Raw genomic sequence first — 738 nt, 5'->3', positions numbered from 1 at the left:
GATTTTTTTCCTCGTTGTGATGTTCCCTAACGAGTAACAAAAAATCCGACGCTGGCAAGACTGCATTGACGAAATCGCAAAGCCTGCTTGAATGAAAGAGGGGCGCAAGCGAGCGAAGCGAGCAGCCCAAAATCTATTGCGCAGAGCGAAGCGAAGCACCAGCAATAGCGCACTTATACATCGCTTCGCGATGTGTGCGCCCTGCGGGGCTAAGAGCAAAGCAAAAACCACAACAGGAGCAACAGCAAAACATGGCAATCTTCCACCTCCACGCACAGGTGATAAAGCGCAGCGAAGGACGTTCGTCCGTTGCTGCTGCTGCCTATCGCCTTGGCGTTTCGTTGGAAGATCCTCGCACTGGGTTGACCCATGATTTCAGCCGCAAGGGTGGTGTGTCTGGCTCGCTGACACTTGCCCCCGACAACGCTCCGGCTTGGGCATCGGACCCGGCTCAGTTGTGGTCCAATGTTGAGACCATCGAGAAGCGCAAAGACGCACAACTTTGCCGTGAGTTCGACATTGCTCTACCCCGCGAACTGACCCCCCAGCAGTGTGCCACGCTGGCCCGTGCGTTCGTCCAAAAAGAGTTCGTTGACCGGGGCATGTGCGCAACGATTGCTTTCCATCACATCGGTGGAGACAACCCCCATTTCCACTTGATGACCACCATGCGAGACATTGACCAGAACGGGTTCAAAAATAAAAACCGTGACTGGAATGACAAGCAATACCTAGACC

Annotated in this window: 1 protein-coding gene; it reads left to right on the top strand. The window is 54.1% G+C overall.

The features are described from left to right. Nucleotides 1–251 precede the first annotated feature (251 nt). On the top strand, nucleotides 252–738 hold a 487-nt coding region (gene mobQ, locus D7X55_RS43085), incomplete at its 3' end, for a MobQ family relaxase (RefSeq protein WP_158626497.1).

The sequence above is a fragment of the Corallococcus sp. AB049A genome (assembly GCF_003668885.1).
GTDB lineage: Bacteria > Myxococcota > Myxococcia > Myxococcales > Myxococcaceae > Corallococcus > Corallococcus interemptor.
Note: the sequence above shows the minus strand (reverse complement) of the source record. Positions and strands in the feature narration are given on the sequence as shown.